General features: G+C 36.7%; 30 protein-coding genes. 27 read left to right on the forward strand and 3 right to left on the reverse strand.

All coding sequences use genetic code 11. The features are described 5' to 3' along the window. Position 1 precedes the first annotated feature (1 nt). From cobI to nifU, 27 genes are all read left to right on the forward strand, one after another. Positions 2–706 (forward strand): precorrin-2 C(20)-methyltransferase, encoded by a 705-nt coding sequence (gene cobI, locus IWB18_RS08445; protein WP_195683187.1) that lies wholly within the window; start codon positions 2–4, stop codon positions 704–706. A gap of 21 nt (positions 707–727) precedes the next feature. Next, positions 728–1,534, forward strand: coding sequence for a sirohydrochlorin cobaltochelatase (locus IWB18_RS08450; protein ID WP_195683188.1), 807 nt, complete (start codon positions 728–730; stop codon positions 1,532–1,534). Continuing rightward, positions 1,535–2,173: a precorrin-8X methylmutase gene (locus IWB18_RS08455; RefSeq protein WP_195683189.1), complete on the forward strand. Its 639-nt coding sequence runs from the start codon at positions 1,535–1,537 to the stop codon at positions 2,171–2,173. Positions 2,174–2,176: 3 nt separating this feature from the next. After that, the gene (gene cbiD, locus IWB18_RS08460; RefSeq protein WP_195683190.1) at positions 2,177–3,301 is read left to right on the forward strand and encodes a cobalt-precorrin-5B (C(1))-methyltransferase CbiD; all 1,125 of its coding nucleotides are present in this window, start codon (positions 2,177–2,179) and stop codon (positions 3,299–3,301) included. Beyond that, positions 3,301–3,936: a precorrin-6y C5,15-methyltransferase (decarboxylating) subunit CbiE gene (gene cbiE / locus IWB18_RS08465; protein ID WP_195683191.1), complete on the forward strand. Its 636-nt coding sequence runs from the start codon at positions 3,301–3,303 to the stop codon at positions 3,934–3,936. The genes cbiD and cbiE overlap by 1 nt, the downstream gene beginning before the upstream one ends. Continuing rightward, complete coding sequence (cbiT, locus tag IWB18_RS08470) at positions 3,926–4,528, forward strand: precorrin-6Y C5,15-methyltransferase (decarboxylating) subunit CbiT (protein ID WP_195683192.1); 603 nt, start codon at positions 3,926–3,928, stop codon at positions 4,526–4,528. Before cbiE ends, cbiT begins: the two co-directional genes overlap by 11 nt. Continuing rightward, on the forward strand, positions 4,528–5,295 hold the full coding sequence (cobM, locus tag IWB18_RS08475) for a precorrin-4 C(11)-methyltransferase (protein ID WP_195683193.1): 768 nt from the start codon (positions 4,528–4,530) through the stop codon (positions 5,293–5,295). Before cbiT ends, cobM begins: the two co-directional genes overlap by 1 nt. Beyond that, complete coding sequence (gene cbiG, locus IWB18_RS08480; protein WP_195683194.1) at positions 5,292–6,308, forward strand: cobalt-precorrin 5A hydrolase; 1,017 nt, start codon at positions 5,292–5,294, stop codon at positions 6,306–6,308. The genes cobM and cbiG overlap by 4 nt, the downstream gene beginning before the upstream one ends. Beyond that, positions 6,308–7,045: a precorrin-3B C(17)-methyltransferase gene (gene cobJ / locus IWB18_RS08485; protein WP_195683195.1), complete on the forward strand. Its 738-nt coding sequence runs from the start codon at positions 6,308–6,310 to the stop codon at positions 7,043–7,045. The genes cbiG and cobJ overlap by 1 nt, the downstream gene beginning before the upstream one ends. Further along, positions 7,042–7,758 (forward strand): precorrin-6A reductase, encoded by a 717-nt coding sequence (gene cobK / locus IWB18_RS08490; RefSeq protein ID WP_195683196.1) that lies wholly within the window; start codon positions 7,042–7,044, stop codon positions 7,756–7,758. Before cobJ ends, cobK begins: the two co-directional genes overlap by 4 nt. A 1-nt stretch (position 7,759) precedes the next feature. Further along, positions 7,760–9,121 carry a cobyrinate a,c-diamide synthase gene (locus tag IWB18_RS08495; protein WP_195683197.1) on the forward strand — a complete coding sequence of 454 codons (1,362 nt, stop codon included), beginning with the start codon at positions 7,760–7,762 and terminating at the stop codon, positions 9,119–9,121. 11 nt (positions 9,122–9,132) lie between these two features. Then, positions 9,133–10,230 (forward strand): pyridoxal phosphate-dependent aminotransferase, encoded by a 1,098-nt coding sequence (locus tag IWB18_RS08500; protein WP_195683198.1) that lies wholly within the window; start codon positions 9,133–9,135, stop codon positions 10,228–10,230. Further along, positions 10,223–11,176, forward strand: coding sequence for an adenosylcobinamide-phosphate synthase CbiB (gene cbiB / locus IWB18_RS08505; protein ID WP_225877814.1), 954 nt, complete (start codon positions 10,223–10,225; stop codon positions 11,174–11,176). The genes IWB18_RS08500 and cbiB overlap by 8 nt, the downstream gene beginning before the upstream one ends. A 166-nt stretch (positions 11,177–11,342) precedes the next feature. After that, entirely contained in the window at positions 11,343–12,077 is a 735-nt protein-coding gene (locus tag IWB18_RS08510) for an ABC transporter ATP-binding protein (protein ID WP_207740792.1), read from the forward strand. Then, complete coding sequence (locus IWB18_RS08515) at positions 12,070–13,284, forward strand: ABC transporter permease subunit (RefSeq protein ID WP_195683200.1); 1,215 nt, start codon at positions 12,070–12,072, stop codon at positions 13,282–13,284. Before IWB18_RS08510 ends, IWB18_RS08515 begins: the two co-directional genes overlap by 8 nt. A 79-nt stretch (positions 13,285–13,363) precedes the next feature. Further along, positions 13,364–14,236 (forward strand): nitroreductase family protein, encoded by an 873-nt coding sequence (locus IWB18_RS08520; RefSeq protein ID WP_195683201.1) that lies wholly within the window; start codon positions 13,364–13,366, stop codon positions 14,234–14,236. A gap of 55 nt (positions 14,237–14,291) precedes the next feature. After that, a complete protein-coding gene (locus IWB18_RS08525; RefSeq protein ID WP_195683202.1) occupies positions 14,292–15,167 on the forward strand; it encodes a DNA-processing protein DprA in 876 nt (291 codons plus the stop codon). Further along, positions 15,167–15,958, forward strand: coding sequence for a hypothetical protein (locus tag IWB18_RS08530; RefSeq protein WP_195683203.1), 792 nt, complete (start codon positions 15,167–15,169; stop codon positions 15,956–15,958). The genes IWB18_RS08525 and IWB18_RS08530 overlap by 1 nt, the downstream gene beginning before the upstream one ends. Before the next feature lie 14 nt (positions 15,959–15,972). Next, complete coding sequence (locus IWB18_RS08535; RefSeq protein WP_195683204.1) at positions 15,973–16,341, forward strand: hypothetical protein; 369 nt, start codon at positions 15,973–15,975, stop codon at positions 16,339–16,341. 10 nt (positions 16,342–16,351) lie between these two features. Next, positions 16,352–16,972, forward strand: a complete 621-nt coding sequence (locus IWB18_RS08540; protein WP_195683205.1) for an NUDIX hydrolase — start codon at positions 16,352–16,354, stop codon at positions 16,970–16,972. Positions 16,973–16,984: 12 nt separating this feature from the next. Continuing rightward, positions 16,985–17,533 carry a LemA family protein gene (locus IWB18_RS08545; RefSeq protein ID WP_207740793.1) on the forward strand — a complete coding sequence of 183 codons (549 nt, stop codon included), beginning with the start codon at positions 16,985–16,987 and terminating at the stop codon, positions 17,531–17,533. A 7-nt stretch (positions 17,534–17,540) separates the two neighbouring features. Then, positions 17,541–19,481 carry a DUF2207 domain-containing protein gene (locus IWB18_RS08550; RefSeq protein WP_195683206.1) on the forward strand — a complete coding sequence of 647 codons (1,941 nt, stop codon included), beginning with the start codon at positions 17,541–17,543 and terminating at the stop codon, positions 19,479–19,481. After that, positions 19,482–19,751 carry a hypothetical protein gene (locus IWB18_RS08555; RefSeq protein WP_195683207.1) on the forward strand — a complete coding sequence of 90 codons (270 nt, stop codon included), beginning with the start codon at positions 19,482–19,484 and terminating at the stop codon, positions 19,749–19,751. A gap of 33 nt (positions 19,752–19,784) precedes the next feature. Continuing rightward, positions 19,785–20,303, forward strand: coding sequence for a cell division protein ZapA (gene zapA, locus IWB18_RS08560; RefSeq protein ID WP_195683208.1), 519 nt, complete (start codon positions 19,785–19,787; stop codon positions 20,301–20,303). Between the two features lie 152 nt (positions 20,304–20,455). Continuing rightward, complete coding sequence (locus IWB18_RS08565) at positions 20,456–20,893, forward strand: RrF2 family transcriptional regulator (RefSeq protein WP_195683209.1); 438 nt, start codon at positions 20,456–20,458, stop codon at positions 20,891–20,893. Positions 20,894–20,898: 5 nt separating this feature from the next. Next, positions 20,899–22,059, forward strand: coding sequence for a cysteine desulfurase NifS (nifS, locus tag IWB18_RS08570; protein ID WP_195683210.1), 1,161 nt, complete (start codon positions 20,899–20,901; stop codon positions 22,057–22,059). 9 nt (positions 22,060–22,068) lie between these two features. Further along, positions 22,069–22,443 carry a Fe-S cluster assembly scaffold protein NifU gene (gene nifU / locus IWB18_RS08575; protein WP_332310681.1) on the forward strand — a complete coding sequence of 125 codons (375 nt, stop codon included), beginning with the start codon at positions 22,069–22,071 and terminating at the stop codon, positions 22,441–22,443. A 36-nt stretch (positions 22,444–22,479) separates the two neighbouring features. On the opposite strand, the gene IWB18_RS08580 is transcribed toward nifU, so the two are convergent. The 3 genes from IWB18_RS08580 to IWB18_RS08590 are packed head-to-tail and all read right to left on the reverse strand — an operon-like array spanning position 22,480 to position 25,640. Continuing rightward, the gene (locus IWB18_RS08580) at positions 22,480–24,066 is read right to left on the reverse strand and encodes an aryl-sulfate sulfotransferase (protein WP_195683212.1); all 1,587 of its coding nucleotides are present in this window, start codon (positions 24,064–24,066) and stop codon (positions 22,480–22,482) included. Between the two features lie 46 nt (positions 24,067–24,112). Next, the gene (locus tag IWB18_RS08585; protein ID WP_195683213.1) at positions 24,113–25,036 is read right to left on the reverse strand and encodes a cation diffusion facilitator family transporter; all 924 of its coding nucleotides are present in this window, start codon (positions 25,034–25,036) and stop codon (positions 24,113–24,115) included. A gap of 13 nt (positions 25,037–25,049) precedes the next feature. Next, a complete protein-coding gene (locus IWB18_RS08590; protein WP_195683214.1) occupies positions 25,050–25,640 on the reverse strand; it encodes a TetR family transcriptional regulator in 591 nt (196 codons plus the stop codon). Between the last annotated feature and the right edge of the window lie 208 nt (positions 25,641–25,848).

A 25,848-nucleotide genomic window follows, 5' to 3' on the forward strand; every position in this document is an offset into this window, starting at 1 on the left:
GATGACAAAGGGTACGTTATACGGAATAGGTGTAGGACCAGGAGATCCTGATCTATTGACAATGAAAGCCGTAAAAACTTTGAATGATATAGATGTGGTGATCGTACCGGTAACGGCAAAAGGCAGGAGCAGCAAAGCCTATGAAATAGCCAAAGAATATTTGAACTCCACGTCAAGAATAGTGAATTTGGAATTTCCAATGATAAATTTGCGGGAAAATAACGGTCAGTTGAATGAAAAATGGAAATCAAACGCAAAACAAATAGCTTTGATCCTTGAAGGTGGTGAAAATGCCGCATTCCTCACCTTGGGAGACCCCATGATTTATAGTACATATTCGTATATGATCCCATATCTTGAAGAAAACGGAGTAAAGCCAGTCACCATACCGGGAATTACGTCTTTCTGTGCCAGTGCAGCCTTGTTGAACATTCCAGTTTCCCAAGGCAATGAAAGTTTTGCTGTGTTGACCGATATCAAAAGCAAAGAAGAATTGGAAGATGCTCTAGACCGGTTTCAAGATTTGGTGATTATGAAAGCAAGTTCTGCGACAAGTATTATTAATCAGGTTGTAAAAGACAGGAGTATCGAAGATAAAGTTTATGCGGTTACCGATTGTGGCGGAGAATATGAATCAGTCGCTAAAGGGTTGCTCAATGAAAATATGAGCTATTTCACTTTGATAATCATAAAAAACAATCAATAAGTTGACGAAAGGAAACAAAGTATGAGTAAAAGAGGAATTTTAGCAGTCAGTTTTGGAACTAGTTATAAAGAAACTAGAGAAAAAAATATTGATGTACTTGAGTGCGTCATCAAGGAATCATATCCGAATTATTCGGTTAGAAGAGCATTTACTTCAAAAATGATAATTAATAAACTTAAAAAAAGAGATGGTATCCATACAGATACAGTATCTGAAGCCTTGCAGCGGTTTTACGACGATGGATTTACCCATATCGATGTAGTTCCAACTCATATAATAAATGGAGCAGAATATGAAAGGGTCGTTTTTGATTGCAGGGATTCGGCTGAAAAATTTTCAAAAATCACAATTGGCAGGCCTTTGCTGAGTTCAACGGAAGATTATTTTGAAATTATAGATATTTTAAATGATGAGTATGATTTTGATGATGGATCTTCTGTAGTCTTTATGGGTCATGGATCTGATCACAATGGAAATTCGGCCTATCCGGCTCTTAATTTCATTTTGAATGAAAAAGGGTTTGATAATGTGCACATAGCTACGGTGGAAGGATATCCAGCATTGGAAACAGTTTTAGACAAACTTGAAAAACATGGTTGCAAAACTGTCAAACTGGCTCCCTTGATGTTTGTTGCGGGCGATCACATACAAGAAGACATGCTTGGAGATGATGAAGATTCTTGGAAAAATATTCTGGAAAAACAAGGATATAGAGTTAGGGGATTTGTTAAAGGGCTTGGAGAATTACCAAAAATCAGAAATTTGTACTTAAAGCATTTAAAAGATGCCATTGAAGAAAGAGAACTTGTGATAGAGGGAGGAATATAATTGTCTTATGTAAAAAAACCCATGGAGATAGAGGATAGAAGTTTTGACATCATAGAAGACGAAATGAATTCTGAGGTGTTGAAAAAATTTTCACATGAAGAATTAATGGTGGTAAAACGAGTAATACACACAACGGCGGATTTCCAATACGGTGACTTGATCGAATTCATAAAAAATCCTATTGAAAAAGCTAAAAAATCGTTGGCAAAGGGAATAAAAATATATGCAGATACAAACATGATAAAAGCCGGTGTTAATCCCCGGACCTTAAAAAGACTCAATTGCGAAATAGTGAACTTTGTAGCAGATAACGACGTAATAAAGGAGGCTGGTGAAAGGGGAGTTACCAGAAGCATAGTATCCATGGAAAAGGCTTGTAAAGATCCAAATATAAAAGCGTTTCTTATAGGTAATGCACCTACAGCCTTATACACATTGGCTGAACACATAAAAAATGGTTTGACCGATCCTGATTTTGTTGTAGCTGTCCCTGTAGGATTTGTAGGTGCTGAAGAATCAAAAAATGAATTTTCCACTATGGAGGTACCATCAGTAGTAGTTAGTGGTAGAAAGGGTGGAAGTACAGTTGCAGTTGCAGTTTTAAATGCAATACTTTATCTTGTTGACAACGAGAGGTGATAAATGGAACGATTTATAAATAAAAATGGAAAAAATCTGAGATACGGGTACACAACCGGCTCATGTGCGGCTGCAGCTTCTAAAGCAGCTGTAATAATGCTGATCACGCAAGAAACCGTTTCAAATATAAGCATTAGCACACCTAAGGGATGGGAGTTGGATCTGAACATAGTTGATGCCTCGATATCAAAAGACCATGCAGCTTGTGGTGTAGTAAAAGATGGTGGAGATGACCCGGACGCAACCCATGGTATGACCATATCTGCAATCGCAAAAAGAAATAATGACAATACTCTAAAGATCAAAGGTGGAACGGGCATAGGCTTGGTCACAAAGAATGGTTTTGACCAACCTAAAGGTGAACATGCCATAAATAGCATTCCGAGACAAATGATAACCAGCGAAGTTAAAAAGGCTTGTAGTATGCTGGGCTATGATGGAGGCATCGAGATTGAAATTTATGCACTTGAAGGTGAAGAAATCGGAAAAAAGACATTCAATCCAAGAATAGGTATCCTGGGGGGCATTTCAATTTTGGGAACAACCGGGATAGTTGAGCCAATGAGTGAAAAGGCATTGATCGATTCTCTGTTTTTGGAGATGAATGTCATAAAAGAAAATGGTTCTGAAGAAATTTTTGTCTTTCCAGGCAATTATGGCAAGCAATTTGCAAAAGATAATTTAAGTATTGATTTTAACAAAAGCATCAAAATCGGAAATAATTTTGGAGAAGTTCTCAAGAAAGCTTCTGAATTAAAATTTAAAAAAATAGTTCTCGTAGGACATATTGGAAAGATGGTAAAGCTGGCAGGGGGGATAATGAATACCCATTCGCACAATTCCGATGCAAGAATGGAAATATTGGCTGCCTATGCGTCGCTATGTGGCGGTTCAAGAGATTTGACTGCAAAAATTCTAGATTGTGCTGCTTGTGATGATGCATTGACTCATCTGAAAGGCGAGGGATTGCTTGAAACTGTTATGAAAAACATAGCTGAAAGAATCGAACACCATGTCAGATTTAAATTGGGTGATGGAATCAGGTTAGGTCTGGTTGTTTTTTCAAATGAGTTCGGAATACTTGCAATAAATGATGAGGCGAATTCCCTGAAAGAGAGGTGTGTCTGATGAAAAATAAATATCCGGTCTTTATCCTGGGAATGGGTCCCGGAAATCCGAAATTTATTTTGCCAGAAACCCTTGAGCTGATAAATAAGTCTGATGCTTTAATCGGCGGGAAAAGACATCTAGAAGATTTGGAGCAAAATGGTCTAAAAGATCTAATTTTTGTTGAGGATGGATTGGATGGTGCAGTTTCGTTTATTAAAAAGTACAGCCAAAAAAAAATGATATCGGTACTTGTTTCAGGTGATCCAGGATTTTATAGCTTGACTAATTTTTTAATGAAAAAATGCCCGGAAATCTATTTTGAGATTCTACCTGGAATTTCTTCCATGACATACCTTTTTTCCAAACTTGGTATGCTTTGGCACGATGCATTGATTGTAAGTCTGCATGGAAAATCAGACGTACCCATGGAAAAAATTATTAAATCACACAAGACGGTTTTTTTAACTGATGCGGTGCACACACCGGGAATTATCGCAAAAAAAGTCTTAAGTAGCAAAGTCTCAAATAAAAAGATGATAGTAGGCGAAAATTTATCCTATGAAAATGAAAATATCAGATATTTGAATTTGGAAGATGCGAAAGATATGGAGTTTGAAAACTTAAACTTGGTGGTGTTGATCAATGAAACTTAATTATATCGGGGGAATTCCCGACGATATGTTTATTAGAGGAGATGTCCCGATGACAAAGGAAGAAATCAGGACTATAACCTTGTCAAAAATAAAAATAAACGATGGAGATACTATTGTAGACATTGGTGCCGGTACAGGTTCAATAACAATAGAGGCAGCACTTTTGTGTCCGGCAGGTAAGGTTTATGCTATAGAACAAAACTCGAAAGCAGTAGAAATTATCGAGAAAAATATTGAAAAATTCAAGGTGAAAAATGTAAAGGTAATACAGGATATGGCACCGAGTGGGTTGGAAAATTTGTCAAAGGTAAATTGCGTAATAGTTGGTGGCAGCAAAGGTAATTTAAACAAAATAATTGAATGGAGCACAAAACACCTCGATGAAGACGGCAGGATCGTGGGGAATTTTATAGTATTGGAAAATTCCGTGGAATTTATAAAACTGTTGAAAGAAAATGGATTTCAGTGTGAAATCGTAAATGTTTGTCTATCAAAAGGTCGGGAGATCGGTGGCAAAACGATGATGGAAGGGTTAAATCCGATATCCATCGTCACAGGTAAGAAAACTAAAAACAGAGAGGTGGAAGTGTAATGAAGAAAAATGTGTATTTTATAGGAGCCGGGCCTGGAGACCCAGATTTGATTACGGTTAAAGGTAAAAAAATCATAGAGGAAAGCGATGTAATAATATATGCCGGTTCTTTGGTCAATCCTATGATTTTAAGTTGTGCTAAAGAAAGTGCAGAAATACACAACAGTGCATCCATGACTTTGGAAGAAGTTATAGAAGTTATGAAAAAAGGCGTGTTCAATGGCAAGCTTGTCGCTCGTGTACATACCGGAGATCCCTCGATTTACGGTGCTATTAGGGAGCAGATGGATATTCTGGAAGACATTGGCATCAGTTTTGATGTAATTCCCGGAGTCAGTTCATTCACTGCAGCAGCTGCTGCTTTGAAGAAAGAATTCACACTCCCCGGAGTGACTCAGACGGTAATATGCACCAGAATGGAAGGCAGAACACCTGTTCCTGAGGACGAATCCTTGGAGAAGCTAGCTTCTCATGGTGCCTCTATGGCCATATTTTTATCAGTCCAAAATATTTCTGACGTAGTTCAGAAATTGACGGTACACTATCCAATAGAAACTCCGGCTGCGGTTGTAGAAAAAGCAAGTTGGAATGATGAACGCATAGTTATCGGCACACTAGCAGACATAGCTCAAAAGGTAAGGGAAGCAAATATCACAAAAACAGCACAAATACTTGTGGGGAATTTTTTGGGGGATGAATATGATTTGTCTTTATTGTATGACAAGAATTTTACGCATATGTTCAGAGAAGGTATAAAAACTCAATGAACATCAATAGACGAATTGCTGTTGTCTCTCTAACCCGTCAAGGAGCAGAACTGGCATTCAAAGTATCCAATGTTTTAGAAGATTTAGATGTTGATGTATATTATCAAAAAAAATTTAAATTTTCCTCAGGTATTGCTTTTGAAAATTTTAGGAACTTGATCCAAAATATATTTTCTGAATATTCAGCGATAATCTTCATAATGTCTACAGGGATAGTAGTGAGATCCATAGCCAGTTTGATAGATTCTAAAGACAGAGACCCGGCAATTTTAGTAATGGACGAAAAAGGTACGAATATTATCAGCCTGTTGTCGGGTCACATAGGTGGAGCGAATGACATGGCGAGACTGTTAGCAAATAAAATCAATGCGAACCCCATAATAACTACGGCATCGGATGTATCGAACAAACCATGCGTAGATACCATAGCAATAAGAAATGATCTGATAATAGATGATTTAACTTGTGCCAAGGTAATCACTGCCATGTTTGTAAATGGTTTAGGTATAAAAGTTGTGGACGAATGGAATATTTTATTTGATGAAAATTTTCCTGAAACTTACGAAGCTGAAGGTTACCTCGTCGTCAGCAATTTGAAAAATCTGGATCTGGATAAGCCATACGCTAAACTCATACCCAAAAATCTTGTTTTGGGCATGGGATGTAGAAAAGGTGTGGAATTTGAAAATATCAAAGAAGCTATAGAGAGTGTGTTTGATTCAAATAATCTGGATATAAGAGCTTTGAAGATGATTTCAACTGTTTCTGTAAAATCGAACGAAAAGGGAATCATTGGAGCATCAGAGTATTATGGTGTCCCGCTGAAAATTTACGAAATAGAAGAACTTGAAAAAACTGAACTGAAATTTACGCAATCCCAGTTCGTTAAAAATACTATAGGGACCGGTGCGGTAGCTGAACCTTGCGGATTTTTAGGATCCCAAGGCGGAGAAATGCTGGTTCAAAAAACAATAATAGATAATATCACATTATCCATATGGAGGGAATTCTGATGTTCAAGATAAATGTAATTGGTATAGGCCCTGGTTACAAGGAAAACATGACGGGTCAGGCTATAGAAGCAATAAATAAATCAGATGTAATCGTTGGTTATAAAACATATATCAAGTTAATCGAAAATTTTCTTGGTGGAAAAGAAGTTGTTGAAAATGGAATGAAAAAAGAAGTCGACCGCTGCAAAAGGGCTATCCAAATATCCATGGAGAACAAGGAAGTATCTGTAGTTAGCAGCGGAGACCCGGGTGTTTACGGAATGGCAGGTTTGATACTTGAAATTTTATCCAAAGAACATGATATCAAGCAATTTGACGTAAGAATCATTCCGGGAGTTACATCATCCAATGCAGGAGGAGCGATTTTAGGAGCGCCTTTGATGCACGATTATGTAACTATATCGCTCTCTGATTGTTTAACCGAATGGAATAAAATTGAAAAGAGGATCCACTGCGCCGGAGAGGGAGATTTTTCAGTGGTCATATATAATCCTAAAAGTAAATCAAGACCGGATTATTTAAATAAGACACAAGAGATATTATTGGATTACAAAAGACCCGATACAGTTGTAGGTATAGTTAAAAATGCATTTAGAGAGGGTCAACAAACCAAGATAACCACGTTGGAAAAGTTGCATGAAGCAGAGGTAGATATGTTTACTACAGTTTTTATCGGAAATGATTCAACTTACGAGCATGAAGGTTACATGATAACTCCAAGAGGTTATTCTGTATGATTGCAGTTTTTGCCGGTACTAAAGAAGGAAGGGATTATGTTTATTCTAGATTAAGTAAAGGGGAATCCATCCTCGTTTCTGTTGCAACTGATTATGGTGCAGCTCTTTACGAAAAGCTTGACGGTCTAACTGTAATTTGTGGTAGAATGAACAGTGAAGAAATCAAGCGTGTTTTGATCGGCAACAAAATAAAAGAGGTTGTAGATGCAACACATCCCTATGCTGAAGAAATAACTAAAAATATTAAATTCTGCTGTGACGAATTATCTATAAAGTATAAATTGCTTGAGAGAAAAGCAGTACTGGAGAGTTTTGGACAGGACGAACTGCTGAGATTTGACTCGTACAGGAATATTGCTCAATATCTTTCTGATAAAACCGGGAATATAATGTTGACCATAGGTAGCAATAATATTGATTATTTTAATCAAAGTGGAATGATTGAGAGAACATTCATTAGAGTTTTACCGACTTCGGATGTAATAAAAAAATGTGAGTCATTGGGGTTTAAGGCAAATCAGATAATAGGCATGCAGGGACCCTTCAGTCAACAGATGAATGAATCAATGTTTTTGGACTTCGGCATAAAATATCTTGTCACAAAAGACAGCGGGGTTACTGGAGGCACTTTGGAAAAAGTACGCCCAGCCCTAAAATTAGGGCTTGAAGTATTGGTTTTTTCCAGACCTGAAAAAATAAGGAAAGGAATCTAACATGAATCGAATAATGATAGCTGGAACATCAAGCAACGTGGGAAAGACGACCTTCTCCATGGGGATAATGTCCGCATTAAAAAATAGAGGATTAAAAATAGCTCCATATAAAGTAGGCCCTGACTATATAGATACCGGATTCCACAAAGTAATTACTGGAAATCCTTCGTATAATTTGGACAGTTACCTTTTAAATGATGATCAATTGAGATTTTTGATCGATAAGAGATCTGTAGATTTTGACATGGCAGTAATAGAAGGAGTTATGGGCTTATATGATTCTTTAGGATTGAATGATCCAAGAGGTGGTAGTGCCCAAACAGCCATAGCAACCGACACTCCTGTTGTGTTGGCAATTGACGGCAGTGGAGTATCGAACAGTGCAGCTGCTACTGTTTTAGGATTTAAGTTAATGGATGAAAAAGTAAAAATTTCAGGTGTTTTGGTCAATCGAGTCTCAGGTCAAAAACACTACGAACTTATAAAGGAAGCGGTTGAATCTAAGACAGGCATCAAATGTTATGGTTATTTGGAAAAAAACACCCAAATCAAGTTGAACAGTAGACATTTGGGTCTTATCCCCGTTGAAGAGGTTGACGAATTTTTTGACAATATTGACATGCTGGCAAAATCGATTGAAAAGACCGTGGATTTGGAAGGGCTTTTGGAGTTGTCAAAGACTGCACCTGAAGGAGCTAGTGCAGAAGTTTCTTATTTGGATATAATAGAAAGATACAAGAGCCATTTTTCTGGAAAAAAGATTGCCATAGCCAAGGACAAGGCCTTCTCGTTTTACTATCAAGTCAACTTGGATTTTTTGCAGGATTGTGGCGCAGATTTAATAGAATTTTCTCCGTTGGAAGACTCTGAAATGCCCACTGAAATTGATTCTCTTTATTTAGGCGGTGGATTTCCTGAAATTTTCGCCGAACAACTACAAAAAAATGTATCTATGAGAAAAAGTATTTATGATTATCTGCAGCAGGGCGGTAAATGCTACGCAGAATGCGGCGGGTATATTTATTTGTCAAAAAACATGATAGAATACAATGGAACCAGATCTGAATTTACAGGATACCTGCCCTTTGAAGTCGAGATGACTGAAAGGTTGCAAAATTTTGGATATGTTGAAGTTGAAATCGAAATAAACGGCGAAATTTTCAATACCAAGGGGCACGAGTTTCATCACTCAAAAATTTGCAAGGGGCGTGAGACGATTCCCGCAAATTATTGTATGAAAAAAACCAGAGAGAATCATCAGCCAATTACTTGGAACTGTGGTGTTCATAAGGGAAATACAGTTGCAGGATACCCACATCTTATGTTTTTGACAAATCCGGATTTGGCAACAAAACTACTGTGAGGTGACACAATTTGAATATTTTTAAACATGGCGGTAATGTATGGCAAGAAGGCGGATCTCCTTTTGAATGGAATGATTTTTCTGCTAATCTTAATCCGGATGGGGTTCCCCCTTTAATGAGGCAGTGCATATGTGATTCAATAAATGAAATTGGTTTCTATCCTGACGTGAAGATGGCCGAGACAACAGAAAATTTTTCTGAATTCCTTAAATTTCCTGCAGGCAATATTTTACCTACAAATGGTGGTATCGGAGCTCTTCAATTAATAGTTGACAAGGAAAAGCCCCAAAAGACCATTATCTTACAACCAGCTTTTGTGGAATATGAGCGACTTTCAAAAAATATTGAAGCAGAAATAGTCAACATTCCCATGATGGTTAGTGACAAGATAACTTACGATATTTCTACAATTTGTGCAGAGATGTCTGATAACTCCATGGTCTTTATATGCAGCCCTTCAAATCCCCTGGGAAGCATGATAGATGAGGATAGCTTGATCACAATTTTGAAACAGGCAGAAGAATCAAGATCTCTTGTGGTTCTTGATGAAGCATTCATAGATTATTGTGAAGACAGCACCAAAAGAAATTTGATCTTTGAATATGATTGCTTGATTGTGGCGGGTTCTTTAACTAAAATGTTTGCCATTCCAGGCGTCAGGCTTGGTTACATATTGGGAAGCGAGTCGAGGATTTTTAGATACAAGGAATTTCAGACGCCATGGGCTGTATCGGCACAAGGGGTCGGTGCATCAAGAGCTTTGACTCGGTTAACTGACTTTGTAAAAATTTCTTCTGAAAAAAATGCTATAAGAAGAGAAGCGATGGCGAAAAAACTTGAAGAAGTTGGATTCAAGGTTTTTCCATCTTCAGGTAATTATCTTTTGGTTAAAATAATGACTGATGCCTACGGAGTAAATGAATTGCAGGATTTTTTGAAAAAAAGCAAGATCTTGATACGAGATTGTTCAAACTACCATTATTTGGACAACAAGTATTTTAGAATTGGGATAAAAACTGAAACTGAAAATGATTTATTGGCCGGTGAACTCGAAAAGGCTGATGCCTATTTAAACGAATTATATGGGGACGGGAAAAATATTGATTAAGGATAATATCGAAATATTGACCATAGCCTTGATTATCGACTTGATTCTTGGCGATCCTTACTGGTTTTATCATCCCGTAAGGTTGATAGGGAAATTTATAGAGTTTGAAGAAAAACTTATTAGAAAATTCTTCCGCACGGATAAAGATCTGCTGACGGCAGGGATTGCATTAACGATCGATACCGTTTTGGTGACCGTGCTGATTTCATGGGCTGTCATTAAAATTTCAACTTTAATTGCCCCTGTTTTAGGATTCATAATAAAGGTATTTATTGTATATACTGCTTTATCAGTAAAATCATTGAAGTATGAAGGAATGCAGGTAAAGAAATGGTTAGCGGAAAGTTTGGATAAGGGCAGGGAGCGAGTAGGGTATATTGTTGGAAGAGATACTACTAATCTAAGCCAAGAAGAGATTATTAAGGCTACGGTGGAAACTGTGGCGGAAAACACTACCGACGGAATCGTGTCACCAATGATTTTTGCGCTTCTTTTGGGTCCCGTGGGTGCCATGGCATACAAGGCTGTGAGTACCTTGGATTCAATGGTGGGATATCGAAATGAAAAATATAATTTTCTCGGCAGATTTTCTGCTAAAACAGATGATGTATTCAATTTTTTATCCGCAAGATTATGTGGAGCTTTAATGGTCATAGCTGCTTTCATTCTTGGATTTGATTACAAAAATTCATGGAAGATATTGAAGAGGGATCATTCGAATCATAAAAGTCCAAACTCGGCCTGGTCGGAAAGTGCTGTAGCCGGCGCTTTGGGAATACAGCTTGGAGGAACTCACGAGTACTTTGGTGTTTCTGTCCATAAACCCACCATAGGGGACCCGGTTAAATCGGTAGTTATAGAAAATATCGATCAAACCATAAAGATCATGTATGTAACTTCATTAATGCTAATAATAATATGTTGGATGATTTATTCGATAATTTAAGGCTTTTTGCGAAGCCTTTTTTTATATGTTAAATTAAAATTTGATTAAGAAAAGCAATTTCGTTTACCAAAGAATGTGAATTTGTTATCATTGATGTGGAAGGGGATGATATTTAGTGATCGAAGTTGCAGACTTAAGAAAAGTATTTAAGTTAAGCAAAAGGGATATGAAAAAAGAAAAAACTGCTCAAAAGGAAAAAGTGGCTGTTGATGGTATTTCATTTAAAGCGGAAGAAGGGCAAATATTTGGCCTTCTAGGCCCAAACGGAGCAGGGAAAACTACAACTTTGAGATGCATATCGACTCTTATAAAACCCACTTCGGGTATAATAAAAGTCAGCGGATTCGGTGTATCAGAACAACCGGAAAATGTGAGAAAAGAGTTGTGTTTTTTAACAAACGAATTAAAACTTGATACTCATTTTACACCTGCATATACGATTGAATTTTTTGGTAGGTTGTATGGTATGCATAAAAGAGAAATTTTGGCTAGAAAAAAAGAACTTTTTGCCAGATTCGGAATTGATGAATTTGAGAATATGGCTATTGGCGAGCTTTCAACCGGGATGAAACAAAAGCTGTCTATAGCGGTCAGTTTGGTTCATGATCCAAAAGTGATAATTTTTGATGAACCAACAAATGGACTGGATATAATAACCGCTAAAAGCGTAACGGATTATCTCCTGGAAATGAAAAGAATTGGCAAGACGATCATTATTTCGACACATATAATGGACGTAGCTGAAAAGCTTTGCGATAAATTGGCAATTATAATCGATGGTAAAATTACAATTGAAGGCTCTGTTGAAAAAATCTGCAACGAAACAGATAAAGTTTCGCTTGAAGAAGCTTTTTTTTCCTTGTATGCAAAAAATATGGAAGGGAGGGAAAAGTATGTTTGAAATGATAGGAGTTATCGTTAAAAAAGAACTTAGGAGATTATTTACAGATCGAAGACTGATTTTTACGACCTTGATCTTGCCACCGGTAATGCTTGTAGTTTTGTATGGGATAATTGGATTGGGTGCCAGCAGCATGATAAGTGATGTTGAAGAACACAAATCAGTTATTTATACTGTAAATGCGCCTGATGAGATTTTGGATATGTTGAAAGGATCTGAAACGCTATTAAACGAAATTGAATTTGATGAGATCGAATCAGTAAAAGAACAAATCAAAAACGGCACGGCAGATGTTCTATTGGAATTTGATCCGAAATTTCACGATAAGGTAACAAATTACAAGTCCATGGAGATGCCTTTCTTAAATACTTATCATAATCCCAGCGAAGATTATTCTTCTTCGGCGTACTACATTGTAAGTAGCCTGCTTAATCAATACGAGAACATTCTATTGGGTGAAAGAATGGGAAGTATGGCTTATGCCAACGTTTTTGAAATAGACGGCTCAAATCCGGATCCTACAGTGGTAGATGACAAAAAGGCTTCGGGAAAGTTTTTGTCAATGCTGCTGCCGATGATGATAACGATTTTTCTATTTGCTGGAGCGATGTCACTGGGACCTGATTCAATAGCCGGTGAAAAGGAACGTGGAACCATGTCTACCTTGTTGATGACTCCGGTAAGCAGAGAAGTCATAGCTTTTGGAAAGGTAATCAGTTTGGGGATTCTGGCTTTTTTAAGTGCACTGTCTTCATTCATCGGGATAATTGTTGCGTTGCCTTTGCTGGCAGGATCTTTAGGTGGTGAAATGGGTATAGACATAGGTAATTATGTCAACTATAGTATATTGGACTACATAATGATATTATTGATCCTATTATCCATGGAAGGAATCTTTGTCGGACTGATCAGCGTGGCTTCCGTTATTGCAAAGAATGTCAAAGAGGCCGGAACATACTTGATGCCCATATACTTTGTCGTAATGATAGCTGCATTTAGTAACATGTATTCTACACAAACACCGGAAATGCTGGAGTACGCCATACCTGTTTACGGAAGTATCCTGGCTTTAAAAAGCGTTTTGAATTTTGAGATGCCGGCCATTGGATTGTTGGCAAACATAGTAGTTTCAGTGCTTGTAACCGTAGGATTGGTTTCATTGATAAAAGTTTTGTTTGAAAAAGAAAATGTAATGTTTAACCAGTGATGAATTTTGATTTATAAAAAAATAAAAGGGTATAAAAAATGTAGGGATTTTAGATAAAATATTGAGAGGGTGTTTGGTTATGACATTAAGAAAAATTTTATCCGAAAGAAAATCAGTTAGGGAATTCAAAGAAAAAAAAGTGCCTATCGATGAATTGAGAAAAATTTTACTGAATAAAGATCACAGAGATGATATAGTTCAGAATACCGAACTGGAAGTATACCTTCTTGAAGATGGTGATTGGGCATACGATGTGTTGAATGGCATGGCTGGTTACAACGGGCACATGGTAAAGGCTCCCCATTATGCACTTTTTATGAGCAACAACATTGAAAATCATCAAATCCAAACCGGTTATTATGCGGAAAGTCTGATGGTCTTACTCGCTGAAGAAGAAATAGACAGCTGCTGGCTCAATATTCCACAAGACGGAGAATTGGTTAAAACTGCATTAGGCATTGAAGATCCCCGGGAAGCTGCAGCTTTGATAGCTATAGGATATAAAAAATGGGATAAGAGAGTTATTAATCCTATCGATACAGGAGCCAATTATTCAAAAGCAGATCTTAAGCAGGTGGATGACAATGTTACTTCCAGATTAAAAGCTGAGGAAATAGTATTTGTCGAAGATTGGGGCAAAAATCCATCATGGGATGACTTGAAGAACATGGGACTTGAGAATGTATTCTATTATGTGAGAATGGCTCCCTCCACTTTGAATAGACAGCCATGGAGATTCCTTTTGAGAAACAAAAAAATATACTTAACTATTAGAATGGACGAAAATTTGAACCATGAATATGACCTTTTGGAAGCGGGAATAATGATGTTTTATATGGAACAAATAATGTCTGCCTACAGTCTTCAGGGAAAGTGGACATTGCTTGAAGAAAGTGGCAAGGATTTTGGTATTCCCGAAGATTATTTTGTTGCTGGTCATTTTTCCATGTAACAACTTGAAAAGAACCGTCAGGTTCTTTTTTAATATATAATCGGAGGATCCAACAATGAATATAACGGAAAAAATATTGATATTAAACAATCTTAATGGAGTAGGAAGTGCAACCATTCGTCACGCTTACGATTTTTTTGGCGATTTTGAAAATACAGAGTTGAAAGACATTTTACGATTTATCCAACTCATGAAAAAAATTTCCATTAAAACCCACGCGGTTGAGGATGCCGTAAGGAAGACGGAGAGAACCTTGAAAGATTGTAGAACAAGTGACATTGACGTAGTTTCTTTTTTGGATGAAACATATCCTGGTTCATTTTCCATGCTAGCCAATAAGCCACCATTATTGTACATCAAAGGAAATAGAAAAGTATTGGATCAAAAAAAAATGGTGGCACTGATTGGGACAAGAAACCCTACAAAAGAAGGTGAGAGATCGGCATACGATTTTGGATTTTTTCTAGCGCAAAATCAAGTAGCGGTTTTAAGCGGGCTGGCTCTTGGATGTGACGCTAAAGGGCACGTTGGAGCGTTGTCTGGCGAGGGAATAACAATTGCAGTTCTTCCCAGTGGAATAAACAATATATATCCGGAAGCAAACTTTCAGCTCTCTCAAACCATTTTAGACAGTGGGGGAACATTGATTTCGGAATATGCCCCAAATGAAAAAGCTGAGAATTTTAAATTTGTTGCAAGAGACAGATTGCAAGCTTCTTTGGCAAAAAGTTTGCTGGTAATAGAAACTGACATTGTAGGCGGTACAATGCACACTGTAAATTTTGCAAAAGAACTTCAAAAAACAATCGGCGTTGTAAAATATGAGGAAATGAGTGCAAAACAGAGAAGGGGAAATAGAGTTCTTCTTGAGCATGAGGACTACATAACGATAGAGGTTTCAACAAAGGAGGATCTTTACGGACTATTTTAATGAAAAAATCACATTTTAGGATGGTTTTAGGGTCGTTGATAGTGTTATTGATATTAATAAAAGGTGTCTATCTTTTAAGCTTGACGGTATTAGGATTCAAAAATGCATACGAAGAAATTATAGCCGACGAAAATATGGATGTTTCTTTACCGGGAGGTCTTTCTACTTTCGAAAGGGACTGGTACCCCTTTGTTTCCACTTTCAACGCACAGGGAATCGGCAGGTATGTGGGTGAAGATATAAGTCTGGTCGTCAAGTTTAATTTTGGAGCTTTTAAAGGAAACAGTTCTTTATTTTTCGATTCTGAAAGTAAATATTACAATTCTTTTTACGGATGTTATATAATAAAGGAAAACGGTGACAAATCAAGGGTATTAATGAGTGGTGGTTCGATAGATTTAAACAAAATTGAAAAAATCGCACGTTATGATCTCGAGAAGCTAGTGATGAACAGTATAGGTTGTCATTCTATAAACATGAAGTTTGAACTATTGGAAAATAGTGTAAGTAGTGAGTTCCGTGAAGGGGAAATTTGGGAAAGAATAGACAGTATGATTGTGAGCAATGGTCCTCAACATGATTTTCGCGGTTTTCAGCCTGCTTATCTACAATATGGAATTCCTCAAAAGAAGAATGGCGAAGATTTCGAAATTATGGAATTTTATTCGAGGATGTATGGAAAATATTTTGCTGACAAAAAGACTTACTTGCTTTTTTACGTAATTTCTCCTGATTTGGGAGTCGTCGAAACAACTGATTTACTATACCTGAGAAAAGCCGTGATCAGATAGTAGGAGGCATTATTATGAAATTATACCGAGAAGAGTGGATGAAAATTTTAGATTTTCTTGAGAATAACGATCAAGATTTTAAATTGTTTTCAATAAACTATGACAGTGAATATTGGTTTTATGCTACAGCATTAGGAGATTCAGTAGAAATAAGCAACGCTAAATTTCACGAAAAATCCTGCAGTATTCCCAAACCTAGAAAGATCGGAATTGAAGAGTTTTCAATGGCATATCCATTGTACAAGCAATACACTTCAGGTGTGCCTGGGATCAGATACAAGATGCAAAAAAGAAAAATATACAATTCTTCGTATATTATTGCATTGATACACGAGATAATAGACGATTATTATTATAGATTTTCGAATATATTACAGAAATAGGGAGATAGTAATGAAAGACGACATTTTTGAATTGGCAAAATTAATTCAAGCTCAGGCTAAAACAGGCCTTCACTTCGTTGATAGCGATTATGAAAAAGAACGATACATGCAGATTATGGATGCCACGGTTAACATTATTTCGACATTGAGTTCTCATAACCCGGAAATCATCAGTATGGCATTTCACAGTGAGACTTTATATGTTACCCCCAAGGTGGATTTAAGATCAGTGGTTTTTAACGATCAAGGAAAGTTTTTGATGGTAAAGGAAAAGGTAGACGGGAAATGGACACTCCCCGGTGGTTTTTGCGACGTTGGTTTTACTCCAGGAGAGGTTGCAGTCAAAGAAACCTGGGAGGAAGCCGGAATTGATGTCAAGCCAGTAAAGTTGCTGGGAGTTTTGGACAAGGCAAAACACGATCACCCAAAAACGTTGTATTATTTGTATACAATATTCATGTTGTGCGAAAAAATCGGTGGGGTCGAAAAACCTGGCTCGGAAACTCTTGATGTGGGATATTTTGGATTGGATGAACTGCCGGAACTTTCAATTCCCAGAGTAACAAAAAAACAACTGGAAATGATGCATGAGTTTTATGTAGATATAAATCATGAACCATATTTTGATTAAGGAGTGATTTTAATGGAATGGATTATTTTGTTAGGTGTATTGGCAGTCATAGCATTGGCTGTAGCGGGAATTTACAATTCTCTTGTTTCTTTGAGAAATCGGGTCAAGGATTCATGGGCTCAAATCGATGTGCAGTTAAAGAGAAGATTTGATTTGATCCCTAACCTGGTAAATACTGTAAAAGGCTATGCGGCTCACGAGAAAGAAACATTAGAAGCCGTAATTAATGCAAGAAACAGGTTTACTCAGGCTTCAACTCCTGCAGAAGAGATGGAAAGCAATAATCAACTTACTTCCGCATTATCAAGGTTGTTTGCTTTGGCAGAAAGTTATCCTGATTTGAAGGCAAACCAGAACTTTATGAATTTGCAGGAAGAATTATCAAATACTGAGGATAAAATCAGTTTTGCCAGACAATTTTATAATGACACCGTATTGATGTATAACAATAAGGTTCAAATGTTTCCAAGTAATATAGTAGCAGGAATTTTTAGATTTACGGAAGAAAAATTCTTCGAAGTTGAAGATAGCGCCAGAGAGACGCCAAATGTCACCTTTTGATAGAATCATGAAAAGACTCAGAATTTTTTTATCCTTGATAGTTGTAACTCTGATCCTATTTCCATGCCCGGTAAAAGGGGCTGTATCCGATGTGGATTTTGATATTGCGGGTTATAAAATCGATGCATTTATTCAAGATGATGGATCCATGCATGTAAGGGAAATGTTGACCTATGACGGTAGCTTTAACGGTCAATTTTGGAATTTGGAGTACGCCCCTGGAGGGGATAAAACATTTGTCGGATCATTGGATGATATAGAAGGCAACTCTCCATTGTACAATGCCCATGAAATGACTGGTTTAAGAGTATTTGTGCTCAAAGAACCCCACGGTTTTATCGTCGAGGACAATTTAATTGAACTCGAAGCGATTTCTCCAGGCTCCGGTAATGCGGGTGATTCCGGAGTTTATGAGGGGAACATAGATGGTAACAAAGCAGAGTTGAAAATATTTTCTCCTACGTATGACGATTACAAAAGTATCCTGATAGAGTATACCCTCAAAAATGTAGTTGTGGAACATAATGATGTAGCTGAAATTTACTGGAATTTCATAGGTCCAGGGTGGGAAGATGTTCTTAATGATGTTGATATCAATATTTATTTGCCTGAGGCAAGTGAAGAATTAAGAATTTTTGCACATGGACCATTGGAAGGTGTCTCCGAAATCGTAGATGACACGCATGTGAGATTGCAGATCGAAAAAATGTATCCTGGTGAAATGCTGGATGCCAGACTCGTGTTTGAAAAACAAATTTTAAAAGAAGTGGCCAAGACTACAAATGTCAATGCACTCGATGAAATATTGAGAGTAGAAAAAATCAAAGCAGACGAAGCTAACGCTGAGAGAGATAAAATTGAAAGAACATATGCCATGTTTACTGGTTTGGCGATATTTATCTTTCTGGCCATGATTTTTGGAACCATATGGATTTACTTGAAATTTGACAGAGAAAAGAAATCTGAATTCAAGGGGAAATATTATAGGGAATTGCCGGCTGATTACGGACCGGCAGTTATGAGCTATAACTATTATTTTAAACGGATTTCTCCTAGAGATTTGACAGCAACAATTTTAAATGCTATTCGAAAAAAAGTCTTTGTTCTTGAAGTAAAAAAAATTCAAAAGAAAAAGTTCTTGTTTGGTTCAAAAGAAGAGGATGTTTACACTATTGTTGATAATTCCAATAACATAAACAGGAGCCTCACACGTGAGGAACAACATCTTAAATACTGGCTGATCAATAAAATTGGAGATGGAAAATCAACTACATTCGACGATATTGAGGAATACTCAAAAGACCGAAAAAACGCTCTTGAGTTCTACGATGACTATGACATATGGAGAACCATTATAGAAGGAGATGCTTTAAAATACGACTTTTTTGACAAAAAAGCCAATACCGGGGTCATACTTGGGATTTTACTTGGATTTTTTGGTTTAGGTATAAGCATATTTATTGCAGTTTTAGGAGTTTACATCGCACTTATCAATATTCCGTTGGCTATCGGCGTGATGATATTTTCTGCCAGGATCAAAAAAAGAACTAAAACAGGAAACGAAGATTATGTCAAATGGAAAGCATTCAGCGAATTTCTTACTGATTTCAGCAAGTTGGATGATGCCGTCGTTCCTTCTATAATATTATGGGAACATTATCTCGTATATGCGGTTTCATTGGGGATTGCCGATAAAGTTATCAACACTATGCAAATTGTTTTGAAAGAATCAGACTTTAATGATCCCGGTCTTACTTTTATTCGAGGTTCATATGGTTATGGCGGTATTATGGCTGTGAACTCGTTGAATACTTCTTTGACCAATGTTACAAGAAGTGCAGTTCAATCGGCCACCACACAGCATTCATCTTCAACCGGCGGCGGTGGAGGATTTAGCTCCGGCGGCGGTGGAGGCGGTGGCGGTGGCTCAGGCGGAGGAGGTTTCTAAATGGGCATACTGGATGATTTCGGTAAAAAAGCTGAAGAGGCGGCCAAGATAATTGGAGAAAAGTCGGAAGAAATTTTAGATGCGGGAAGAAAAAAGATTGAAATACAGAAGATAGAGTTAGATATTAAAGATAAATTCAGGTTTTTAGGTAAGACGGTTTACAATCAGTGGGAAAAAGGTTTATTATTGAATCAAGAGGAAATGGAAGAATTATGCTTGCAGATTCAAAAGATGGTAGAAACAAGAGAATCTTTGAAAAATGATGTATAATACTTAAAAAGTTCATTTAAGGCAGGGATGACAATGGAAATAAAAAACAAGGTTATAGCCAGAGTAGAAGGAGCAGAATATTCTCTTGTGGGTGAATTGACACAAGAGCACATGGACGAAATTTGCAAAACTGTTAATGAGATGCTGGCCGACATAAAAAAATCCGATCCTCTGATGAACAAAAATTTGGCATTGCTTCTATGTTCTTTAAATTTGTCAGAAGAGATCAAAAATTTGAATTTGAAGAATCAAGAGTTGATACAAAAGGTAGGAAATCAGGAAAGTGTTGACGAGCTAAAAGAACAGATAAAGATTTATAAGGAATACGCCGACCGAAATAACGAAATTTACAAAGAGCTTTCCTTGGAAAACGATAAATTAAAAGAAGAACTGGATAACGCCAGGGAGAATTTAAATCAGTACAATAAGAAGATCAAACAGTATAAATACGATATCGAGGAAAGCAGAAAAACTATTTTGGATCTACAAAATCAATTGTTTGAAAGTCAAATTGAGCTGGTAAAGGCTAATAAGAAAACTAATTACGATTAAGGGTGCGTCTGCACCTTTTTTTATTTTTTGAGAAAATCCAGAAATTATTTTCAAATTTGATTGATATGAAGTATTGACATAAAAAAAGGTTGTGTGTTAATATAAAGATATTCCGAGTGGAATAGTAGGGTATAGAAAATGGAGGTTTTAACATGAGACTATCCACAAAAGGCAGATATGGTGTAATGGCCATGTATCAATTAGCTTTAAATTACGAGAACGGAACCATTTCAATCAAGGATATAGCTCAAAAGATGGACTATTCCGATGCTTACCTTGAACAAATGTTTGCCACTTTAAAAAAAGAAAGACTTGTGACAAGTCATAGGGGCCCAAAAGGAGGATATAGGTTGTCAAAAGATCCTGATAAAATCACTGTAGGAGATGTGATCCGAGCTTTGGAGGGACCCATAGAATTTTCATCTTGTGTTGGCGGAAGTGAAAATTACAATTGTGACAAATCTGGATTTTGTGTGACTAAGGATATATGGGAACAGGTCAATGATAGTATAAATCAAGTGATAGACAATATTACTTTAGGTGATTTATTAAATAAAAACAAAAATAGCAAAATCGGACAAAGGAGTTGATATATTTGCAAAGAAGATATTTTGATTATGCTGCAACGACCCCAATTGACAAAAGGGTACTTGAAGTTATGATCCCACAGATTGAAAATAACTTTGGCAATCCTTCAAGTGTGTACTCTTTCGGTAGAGAAGCCAGAAAATCAATAGATGAATCAAGGGATACGGTGGCTCGTGTTTTAAATGCGGAACCTAAAGAGATATTTTTCACAAGCGGTGGGACTGAAGCGGACAACTGGGCTATAATAGGTACGGCTTTTGCCAACAAAAATAAAGGGAATCATATCATAACCACTTCAATCGAACATCATGCCGTACTTCATACGTGTAAATATCTTGAAAAACATGGATTTGAAGTTTCATATTTACCGGTAGATGAATATGGGATGGTTGATCCTGAGGATGTAAGAAATAGCATAAAGGAAAGCACTATTCTGATAACTGTCATGTATGCAAACAATGAGATAGGAACGATCCAGCCTATTAAGAAAATTGGTGAAATCGCCAGAGAGAACGATGTATATTTTCACACTGATGCGGTGCAAGCCTTCGGAAGCATCGAAATAGATGTAAAAGATTTAAACGTGGACATGATGTCCATCTCCGGACATAAGATATATGGGCCAAAGGGTATTGGAGCTCTGTATATTCGTAAAGGGGTAAAAATTGACAATTTAATTCACGGCGGAGGTCAAGAAAGAAAAAAAAGAGCAGGAACTGAGAATACCCCTGCAATAGTCGGATTTGCCAAAGCTTGTGAACTCGTTACAGAAAATCTGAAAGAATCAGCTGAAAAGGCTATCGAATTACGGGATTACATGATTAAAAATATTTTGGAAAATATTGATGAAGTAAGACTTAACGGTCACCCGACAGAAAGACTGCCGGGCAATGTAAATGTAAGTATTAGATATATCGAAGGTGAATCTATTCTTTTAAGTTTGGATCTGATTGGAATAGCTGCTTCAAGCGGTTCTGCGTGTACATCTGGAGCTCTGGATCCTTCACATGTTTTGTTGGCAATCGGATTAAGCCATGAAATTGCCCACGGTTCCCTTAGATTTTCAATTGGGAAAGATACTACTAGAGAAGAAGTAGATTTTGTACTGGAAAAATTACCGGCGATCATTCAAAGATTGAGGGATATGTCCCCTCTATACAATTCTTAAAGGAGGAATATTATGTATACAGATAAAGTAATAGATCAATTTCAAAATCCACGAAATGTTGGAGAACTTGCAGATGCTGACGGAGTAGGTGAAGTTGGGAGCCCTGCCTGCGGCGATATCATGAAAATGTTTCTTAAGATAGAGAATGATGTGATTGTTGACGTGAAGTTTAAAACTTTTGGTTGTGGAGCAGCTGTAGCAACAAGTAGCATTGCCACAGAGATGATTATGGGAAAAACCCTTGAAGAAGCTGAAAAATTAACAAATAGCATGGTTGTTGATGAACTGGGTGGTTTGCCTCAGGAAAAGGTTCATTGTAGCGTTTTAGCGGAACAGGCAATCAAAGCGGCAATAAAAGATTATAGAAGTAAGGAAGTAAAATGAAAAATGACCAATCGATTTAAAATCGATTGGTCATTTTTATTTTGACGGTCTTTCAATGGGAACAACCAAATCCAAAAGGTTTGGTGATAATTTATGCGCTCTGTAAAATCCGTATTTTAGTTTGAATGAATGGACCAATTCACCACTCGAATAGTTGTATTCATAGATTTCTCCCCACATGGTATTAATTGGACTCTCAGGTGTTTCCTTAAGACTCCCATGGTAGGCGATCAGTAAATCTCTATCAGAAAAGTATTCAAAATTTGAGGTGATGAAAGCACTGCTGTTCGGGAAACGTTTGACTTGTTTTACAGTTCCGTTATTTTCATTTATTGCATATTGAGTGACCGACGATCTGCCAGAATCCTCTTTGATGGTAATTTGCATTGTTTCATTTCGTATGACCCTATTGTCAAAGAGCATCAAGTCCAAGGTTTCCGGATCACTATCCAGATCTTCCTCCAACTCAAAAGCTGCATGTTGTTCGTAGTGCCAGAAGGAACTGCCTTCAAGATTCAAAACATGATCGATATAAGCTGTTTCTTTCCAGATTTGTGGATCGGATAGTATCCACAAGATTTCATCTGTAGCCCAATCGATTTTGATTAAAGAACTTAAGTCTCTGGCGGAAACTATCAGGGTATTTTCACTTCTATCATATGAGATGGAATTCATATGGGCCCAGTCGTATCGATCGTTGTATTTAGTGTCAAAAATCAGCGATTCCAGATTCAATTCTTTTAAAATTTCACCTGTAGATCGATTTACTTCCAAGATAGTATCTTCCACGTGACCATCAAGAGAGTTGCCAAGCATCAAAAGGTTTCCGTTTTTGTTTTTTTCAATAATTTCATGATGGATACCGGTGGGTATATCGTAAACCTTGTGAAGTCTTCCCAAAAGATCCATATCATAAATATATCGTGCGTAATCTCTGGTTTCAGTTTCTATCATAGAATAGCCACTTATGAGCATAAACCTGCCATTCTCCATTGGGAAGTAGCCATGAGCATCCGTTTCAGTATTTAGATACCATCTGATATTGCCCAAAGAATCAAAAGCGTATAGATTTCTGTAGAAACCACCTGATACTAATGTTAATCCACCATAGGAAGTATCAGATGAGTCTGTTACAGTTACGGCATTTTCCAATTCAACAGGCAAACCATCTGTTTGAATTTCAATCGTATTGGTAGAAATCAAACTCCCGTTTGATAAAGTTTGAATTTTTATTTGATTTTTTCTGCCAGGATACAAACCAAAGACAGGAATATAATGTTTCGTATCTTCGGGGAATTTAAAAGTCAAAGTGTCCTCTTCCACATCTCCAGGAATAGTTAGGATAATTTCAACAGGTTCGAGAGTTTTAAAGCCGACTACTGCTGTTAATGGAGATACTTCGTATGGATTCAAAATGACTAGTGGGTTTTCAGGAGTATAGTCGGAATCTGCAATTTTTTTTCTTATATTGTCATCTGTCTTCATGTTTGAATTCATTATTTCGTTTTGAATCAGAAAATCGTTGTTTTGGTCATTTTTATTTTTTACCGTTGTCTTGGAACACCCGGCAATAAAAATCAAAAATAATATTATTAGAACCATCAATGGAATTCGTTTTGTCATATTATTGTGCATCCTTTCAATTTTGGTTGGTACTCGATAAAAATAATCAGACCGCCCACTTTCTATTGTTTGTAAATGAGACTGTAAGCCAATTGCCTTTATACCTGGGATTGATACAGTCGGATATTTCTTGTCTTAGTTTGTCTTGATCGGAAATGCTTTTGATTTTCGTTGAACCATTCACCACAAAATCGATTTCGACCCAGAGTGTTCTTCCTACTTTTGCTATCCTGACAAATGACTCGTCTATATTGTATTGGCTTTCCATGATTTTTACCTTGTTGTTAATTTCATCTGAGATAGTACCCTCTGGGGTCATTTCAAACACCTCTCTTAATGATTTTTTGATTTCTAAAATAGGTGTTTTTACAAAATATATTGACATTATAATGACCATTATAGAATCAAAATATGGAATCAACCACGTTAAAGAATCAAAATAATATAATATTACAAGAGAAATCAAGAATCCAGCCAGAACTCCAAAACTTATCAGTGTATCCATGAACCACTGAGTTGATTCCGCTTTTACCAATGCTGAGTTGCTTTTTTTTGATATGAATCGCAAAGCTACGTATACAAATAGACAGATGAAACTTCCGATAACCGAATAAACGAGTGCAGGGCCCAAAGATATTTCGCTGCCGCCTGAAAATATCGTCGACAATGCTGAAATAAATGAATATCCTACTAAAATAATCAATATTGAGTATTTGATTATTATTGTAAGAGGTTCGGCGATATCTTTGCCGAATGGATATCGTTTATTATCTTTTTTAAACATAAATTTTGTTGCAAACAGGGACATAAGTGATAAAGCTACACTGATTAAAGAATATAGTCCGTCAAAGATTATTATATGAGAGCCGGAATAGGCTCCTATAAGTATTCCTGATATTGCAAAAAACAAAGTACTGTAGGTTGAAAACTTTAAAATTTTATTTTCGTTTGAAAATTTAGTTGTAAACATAAATAACTCCTTATTATTTTGATGCATTGACATTCAATGAATCTGTTAGAAAAATCAAAAGATCATTTTTAACCGTTTCTACGCTGTTTGAACCTAAAGTTGTCATAAAGAAATTTTCGGCTCCGTGTTCTATCAAGCCTATTACGAAATTGGCCAAATTACTGACACTGCATTTGCTATGTATCCAATTTTCTGATTGGAAATCCGACAGAATTTCTTCGACCCAGGTATAGTAAGGCCTATAAATTTCTTCCCATGTATCAAAAGTTTTGTCATAAGCAAATCCTGAATAAAGAAAGCTGATCATATCCTTGTATTTTTCTGTTATGTCAAATGTGGTGTGTATCATTGTTTTCAACAGTTTGTTCAGATCCTTGTCTAATTCTGAGTAAGCATCCTTAATATTTGATAATTGCTCTTCGAAGATCATCTTTGCTATAGCCGAAACTAATGAGTTCTTGCTTTTAAAATAAAGATAAAAAGTTCCTTGAGCCACACCGGCTTCATTTACGATTTGAGAAACAGAAGTTTTTTCAAAACCGTTCTTTTGTATTAATGATATTGCAGCATTAAGCAACAAATCTTTTTTTGATGTTAAAGTCATAACTCCTCCTTGTGACTGACTGTCAGTCATTTATCAGTTTAACATATATTTATCATCGGGTCAAATCTAACGCATGTATATTTGTTGTTAACTTGTGATAATGTCACCTTTAGATTCACTTGATAAAATGTCACATTCTATTAAACTGAAAATATGAAAAAAGGATGGATCACTTTGTCGCAAGAGCAGTTAAAGACCTATAAGGTCA

Source organism: Alkalibacter mobilis (genome assembly GCF_015594845.1).
GTDB lineage: Bacteria > Bacillota > Clostridia > Eubacteriales > Alkalibacteraceae > Alkalibacter > Alkalibacter mobilis.

Excerpts from the sequence above, each read along its gene's own strand:
- cobI (WP_195683187.1), top strand. The coding sequence starts at position 2 with ATGACAAAGGGTACGTTATACGGAATAGGTGTAGGACCAGGAGATCCT.
- IWB18_RS08450 (WP_195683188.1), top strand. The coding sequence starts at position 728 with ATGAGTAAAAGAGGAATTTTAGCAGTCAGTTTTGGAACTAGTTATAAA.
- cbiD (WP_195683190.1), top strand. The coding sequence starts at position 2,177 with ATGGAACGATTTATAAATAAAAATGGAAAAAATCTGAGATACGGGTAC.
- cbiE (WP_195683191.1), top strand. The coding sequence starts at position 3,301 with ATGAAAAATAAATATCCGGTCTTTATCCTGGGAATGGGTCCCGGAAAT.
- cbiT (WP_195683192.1), top strand. The coding sequence starts at position 3,926 with ATGAAACTTAATTATATCGGGGGAATTCCCGACGATATGTTTATTAGA.
- cobM (WP_195683193.1), top strand. The coding sequence starts at position 4,528 with ATGAAGAAAAATGTGTATTTTATAGGAGCCGGGCCTGGAGACCCAGAT.
- cbiG (WP_195683194.1), top strand. The coding sequence starts at position 5,292 with ATGAACATCAATAGACGAATTGCTGTTGTCTCTCTAACCCGTCAAGGA.
- cobJ (WP_195683195.1), top strand. The coding sequence starts at position 6,308 with ATGTTCAAGATAAATGTAATTGGTATAGGCCCTGGTTACAAGGAAAAC.
- cobK (WP_195683196.1), top strand. The coding sequence starts at position 7,042 with ATGATTGCAGTTTTTGCCGGTACTAAAGAAGGAAGGGATTATGTTTAT.
- IWB18_RS08495 (WP_195683197.1), top strand. The coding sequence starts at position 7,760 with ATGAATCGAATAATGATAGCTGGAACATCAAGCAACGTGGGAAAGACG.
- IWB18_RS08510 (WP_207740792.1), top strand. The coding sequence starts at position 11,343 with ATGAAAAAAGAAAAAACTGCTCAAAAGGAAAAAGTGGCTGTTGATGGT.
- IWB18_RS08515 (WP_195683200.1), top strand. The coding sequence starts at position 12,070 with ATGTTTGAAATGATAGGAGTTATCGTTAAAAAAGAACTTAGGAGATTA.
- IWB18_RS08520 (WP_195683201.1), top strand. The coding sequence starts at position 13,364 with ATGACATTAAGAAAAATTTTATCCGAAAGAAAATCAGTTAGGGAATTC.
- IWB18_RS08525 (WP_195683202.1), top strand. The coding sequence starts at position 14,292 with ATGAATATAACGGAAAAAATATTGATATTAAACAATCTTAATGGAGTA.
- IWB18_RS08530 (WP_195683203.1), top strand. The coding sequence starts at position 15,167 with ATGAAAAAATCACATTTTAGGATGGTTTTAGGGTCGTTGATAGTGTTA.
- IWB18_RS08535 (WP_195683204.1), top strand. The coding sequence starts at position 15,973 with ATGAAATTATACCGAGAAGAGTGGATGAAAATTTTAGATTTTCTTGAG.
- IWB18_RS08540 (WP_195683205.1), top strand. The coding sequence starts at position 16,352 with ATGAAAGACGACATTTTTGAATTGGCAAAATTAATTCAAGCTCAGGCT.
- IWB18_RS08545 (WP_207740793.1), top strand. The coding sequence starts at position 16,985 with ATGGAATGGATTATTTTGTTAGGTGTATTGGCAGTCATAGCATTGGCT.
- IWB18_RS08550 (WP_195683206.1), top strand. The coding sequence starts at position 17,541 with ATGAAAAGACTCAGAATTTTTTTATCCTTGATAGTTGTAACTCTGATC.
- IWB18_RS08555 (WP_195683207.1), top strand. The coding sequence starts at position 19,482 with ATGGGCATACTGGATGATTTCGGTAAAAAAGCTGAAGAGGCGGCCAAG.
- zapA (WP_195683208.1), top strand. The coding sequence starts at position 19,785 with ATGGAAATAAAAAACAAGGTTATAGCCAGAGTAGAAGGAGCAGAATAT.
- IWB18_RS08565 (WP_195683209.1), top strand. The coding sequence starts at position 20,456 with ATGAGACTATCCACAAAAGGCAGATATGGTGTAATGGCCATGTATCAA.
- IWB18_RS08580 (WP_195683212.1), bottom strand. The coding sequence starts at position 24,066 with ATGACAAAACGAATTCCATTGATGGTTCTAATAATATTATTTTTGATT.
- IWB18_RS08585 (WP_195683213.1), bottom strand. The coding sequence starts at position 25,036 with ATGTTTACAACTAAATTTTCAAACGAAAATAAAATTTTAAAGTTTTCA.
- IWB18_RS08590 (WP_195683214.1), bottom strand. The coding sequence starts at position 25,640 with ATGACTTTAACATCAAAAAAAGATTTGTTGCTTAATGCTGCAATATCA.